Source organism: Lactobacillus fornicalis, assembly GCF_055362665.1.
On the sequence record NZ_JBLTIM010000034.1, the window covers coordinates 1 to 4,995 of the forward strand.

General features: G+C 49.9%; 3 rRNA genes. All 3 read left to right on the top strand.

What is annotated here, in order from left to right:
- Positions 1-134: 134 nt before the first annotated feature.
- Positions 135-1,697: ribosomal RNA gene (locus tag ACNDLV_RS06560) — 16S ribosomal RNA — on the top strand.
- Positions 1,698-1,897: 200 nt separating this feature from the next.
- A 23S ribosomal RNA gene (locus ACNDLV_RS06565) occupies positions 1,898-4,793 on the top strand.
- A 57-nt stretch (positions 4,794-4,850) separates the two neighbouring features.
- Positions 4,851-4,967: ribosomal RNA gene (gene rrf / locus ACNDLV_RS06570) — 5S ribosomal RNA — on the top strand.
- Together the 16S, 23S and 5S rRNA genes form the textbook arrangement of a ribosomal RNA operon.
- Positions 4,968-4,995: the final 28 nt, after the last annotated feature.

Here is a 4,995-nt window from a genome sequence, read left to right on the forward strand (position 1 = left end):
CTTTGAAAACTGAACAAAGTTTCGCTAAAGTGTGCGGGTGTAACAACCCAAACAAAAGCGAAGTCAATTCGTTAAGCAATAAATTTGAGATAACAAATCAAAAAATCTGATTGAGCTAAGAGCTCATTTTAATTCAAAATGAGAGTTTGATCCTGGCTCAGGACGAACGCTGGCGGCGTGCCTAATACATGCAAGTCGAGCGAGCTTGCCTATTGAAATTCTTCGGAATGGACATAGATACAAGCTAGCGGCGGATGGGTGAGTAACGCGTGGGTAACCTGCCCTTAAGTCTGGGATACCATTTGGAAACAGATGCTAATACCGGATAAAAGCTACTTTCGCATGAAAGAAGTTTAAAAGGCGGCGTAAGCTGTCGCTAAAGGATGGACCTGCGATGCATTAGCTAGTTGGTAAGGTAACGGCTTACCAAGGCGATGATGCATAGCCGAGTTGAGAGACTGATCGGCCACATTGGGACTGAGACACGGCCCAAACTCCTACGGGAGGCAGCAGTAGGGAATCTTCCACAATGGACGCAAGTCTGATGGAGCAACGCCGCGTGAGTGAAGAAGGTTTTCGGATCGTAAAGCTCTGTTGTTGGTGAAGAAGGATAGAGGTAGTAACTGGCCTTTATTTGACGGTAATCAACCAGAAAGTCACGGCTAACTACGTGCCAGCAGCCGCGGTAATACGTAGGTGGCAAGCGTTGTCCGGATTTATTGGGCGTAAAGCGAGCGCAGGCGGATTGATAAGTCTGATGTGAAAGCCTTCGGCTCAACCGAAGAACTGCATCAGAAACTGTCAATCTTGAGTGCAGAAGAGGAGAGTGGAACTCCATGTGTAGCGGTGGAATGCGTAGATATATGGAAGAACACCAGTGGCGAAGGCGGCTCTCTGGTCTGTAACTGACGCTGAGGCTCGAAAGCATGGGTAGCGAACAGGATTAGATACCCTGGTAGTCCATGCCGTAAACGATGAGTGCTAAGTGTTGGGAGGTTTCCGCCTCTCAGTGCTGCAGCTAACGCATTAAGCACTCCGCCTGGGGAGTACGACCGCAAGGTTGAAACTCAAAGGAATTGACGGGGGCCCGCACAAGCGGTGGAGCATGTGGTTTAATTCGAAGCAACGCGAAGAACCTTACCAGGTCTTGACATCCTTTGACCACCTAAGAGATTAGGTTTTCCCTTCGGGGACAAAGAGACAGGTGGTGCATGGCTGTCGTCAGCTCGTGTCGTGAGATGTTGGGTTAAGTCCCGCAACGAGCGCAACCCTTGTTAATAGTTGCCAGCATTAAGTTGGGCACTCTATTGAGACTGCCGGTGACAAACCGGAGGAAGGTGGGGATGACGTCAAGTCATCATGCCCCTTATGACCTGGGCTACACACGTGCTACAATGGGCAGTACAACGAGAAGCGAACCTGTGAAGGCAAGCGGATCTCTTAAAGCTGTTCTCAGTTCGGACTGTAGGCTGCAACTCGCCTACACGAAGCTGGAATCGCTAGTAATCGCGGATCAGCACGCCGCGGTGAATACGTTCCCGGGCCTTGTACACACCGCCCGTCACACCATGAGAGTTTGTAACACCCAAAGTCGGTGAGGTAACCTTTGGAGCCAGCCGCCTAAGGTGGGACAGATGATTAGGGTGAAGTCGTAACAAGGTAGCCGTAGGAGAACCTGCGGCTGGATCACCTCCTTTCTAAGGAAGCAAGGTGCTGGAGAGTAGAGATACTAAAAGAAGGCACTGAGTACGGAAGCACACTAAAGAAACTTTGTTTAGTTTTGAGAGTAGTAACTCTCAAACATTGCACGTTGAAAACTGAATAACAACCAAGAAAAAACCGAGACAATCATTGAACAGATTGTGAAAGCGAACCGAGAAGAGAGATCTAGGTAATAGGTCAAGAAGAGAAGGGCGCACGGTGAATGCCTGGGCACTAGAAGCCGAAGAAGGACGTGACGAACCACGAAAGGCTACGGAGAGCCGTAAGTAAGCTAAGACCCGTAGATATCCGAATGGGGGAACCCGGTGCAGAGATGCATCATTAAATACTGTTAAGGTATTTAAAGGAAGACGCAGTGAACTGAAACATCTAAGTAGCTGCAGGAAGAGAAAGAAAAATCGATTTCCTAAGTAGCGGCGAGCGAAAGGGAAAGAGCCCAAACCAGTGAATTTATTCATTGGGGTTGTAGGACTACGATATGAGACAGAGAGGTATAGTTGAAGTCTTTGGGAAAAGACGCCAGAGAGGGTGAGAGCCCCGTAAGCGAAATAGCTCGAAGCTCTAGTAGGATCCTGAGTAGGCCGGGACACGAGGAATCCCGGTTGAAGCAGCGAGGACCATCTCGCAAGGCTAAATACTAACTAGTGACCGATAGTGAACCAGTACCGTGAGGGAAAGGTGAAAAGAACCCCGGAAGGGGAGTGAAAGAGAACCTGAAACCGTGTGCCTACAAGTAGTCAAAGCACATTAAAGTGTAATGGCGTGCCTTTTGTAGAATGAACCGGCGAGTTACGTTAAGTAGCGAGGTTAAGACAGAAAAGTCGGAGCCGCAGCGAAAGCGAGTCTGAATAGGGCGAGCAGTTACTTGACGTAGACCCGAAACCAAGTGACCTACCCATGTCCAGGTTGAAGGCTAGGTAAAACTGGCTGGAGGACCGAACCCACGTAAGTTAAAAATTGCGGGGATGAGGTGTGGGTAGCGGTGAAATTCCAAACGAACTTGGAGATAGCTGGTTCTCTCCGAAATAGCTTTAGGGCTAGCCTCGCGAGAGAGGATAATGGAGGTAGAGCACTGTTTGGACTAGGGGCCCGTCAGGGGTTACTGAATCCAGATAAACTCCGAATTCCATATATCTATACGCGGGAGTCAGACTGCGAGTGATAAGATCCGTAGTCGAAAGGGAAACAGCCCAGATCACCAGTTAAGGTCCCCAAATCTATGCTAAGTGGAAAAGGATGTGGAGTTGCGTAGACAACTAGGACGTTGGCTTAGAAGCAGCCATCATTCAAAGAGTGCGTAATAGCTCACTAGTCGAGTGGCGCTGCGCCGAAAATTTACCGGGGCTAAGCATAGTACCGAAACTGTGGATGTGCGAAAGCACGTGGTAGGAGAGCGTTCTAAGTGCGGTGAAGTCTAATCGAGAGGATAGATGGAGCGCTTAGAAGTGAGAATGCCGGTATGAGTAGCGAAAGATAGGTGAGAATCCTATCCGCCGAAAGACTAAGGTTTCCTGGGCCAGGCTCGTCCGCCCAGGGTAAGTCGGGACCTAAGGTAAGGCCGAGAGGCGTAGCCGATGGACAACAGGTTGAGATTCCTGTACTAATATTAATCGTTAAGAGCAATGGAGGGACGCAGTAGGCTAATGGCGCATGTAACTGGAATCATGTGTAAGCGTCAAGGCTTGAAGTGAGTCAAATGCTTGCTTCTAAAAGGCTGAGGCGTGATGCGGAGCGAAATAAAGTAGCGAAGGTCATGATGTCACACTGCCGAGAAAAGCTTCTAGCCAGAGAGATATTACCCGTACCGCAAACCGACACAGGTAGTCGAGGAGAGAATCCTCAGGTGAGCGAGAGAACTCTCGTTAAGGAACTCGGCAAAATGACCCCGTAACTTCGGGAGAAGGGGTGCTGATCTCCGGATCAGCCGCAGTGAATAGGCCCAAACAACTGTTTATCAAAAACACAGGTATCTGCAAAATCGTAAGATGACGTATAGGTGCTGACACCTGCCCGGTGCTGGAAGGTTAAGAGGAGAGCTTAGCGTAAGCGAAGGTTTGAATTGAAGCCCCAGTAAACGGCGGCCGTAACTATAACGGTCCTAAGGTAGCGAAATTCCTTGTCGGGTAAGTTCCGACCTGCACGAAAGGTGTAATGATTTGGGCACTGTCTCAACGAGAGACTCGGTGAAATTATAATACCCGTGAAGATGCGGGTTACCCGCGACAGGACGGAAAGACCCCATGGAGCTTTACTGTAGCTTGATATTGAGTATCTGTTAAACATGTACAGGATAGGTAGGAGCCAGAGAAAGTAGGACGCTAGTCTTACTGGAGGCGCTGTTGGGATACTACCCTTGTTTGATGGATGCTCTAACCTAGGCCGCTAAGCGTGGTCAGGGACAGTGTCAGGTGGGCAGTTTGACTGGGGCGGTCGCCTCCTAAAGTGTAACGGAGGCGCCCAAAGGTTCCCTCAGAATGGTTGGAAATCATTCGCAGAGTGTAAAGGTATAAGGGAGCTTGACTGCGAGACCTACAAGTCGAGCAGGGACGAAAGTCGGGCTTAGTGATCTGGTGGTACCGCATGGAAGGGCCATCACTCAACGGATAAAAGCTACCCTGGGGATAACAGGCTTATCTCCCCCAAGAGTTCACATCGACGGGGAGGTTTGGCACCTCGATGTCGGCTCGTCGCATCCTGGGGCTGAAGTCGGTCCCAAGGGTTGGGCTGTTCGCCCATTAAAGCGGCACGCGAGCTGGGTTCAGAACGTCGTGAGACAGTTCGGTCCCTATCCGTCGTGGGCGTAGGAAATTTGAGAGGAGCTGTCCTTAGTACGAGAGGACCGGGATGGACATACCGCTGGTGTACCAGTTGTTCTGCCAAGGGCATCGCTGGGTAGCTATGTATGGACGGGATAAGCGCTGAAAGCATCTAAGTGCGAAGCCCCCCTCGAGATGAGATTTCCTTTGCGAAAGCAATAAGACACCTCAAAGACTATGAGGTAGATAGGCTGGGAGTGGAAGTAGAGCGATCTATGGAGCGGACCAGTACTAATCAGTCGAGAACTTGACCAAAGCGAAGGTTTTTTGTTGGTTGAAATTCAGTTTTGAGCGAGTAAGCTCAAAAGAGAGTGCGGTGGCGATAGCAAGAAGGATACACCTGTACCCATGCCGAACACAGAAGTTAAGCTTCTTCACGCCGAGAGTAGTTGGTGGGAAACTTCCTGCGAGGGTAGGTAGCCGCCGCGCTCTTTTTTAATAATCCGGTTTAGCTCAG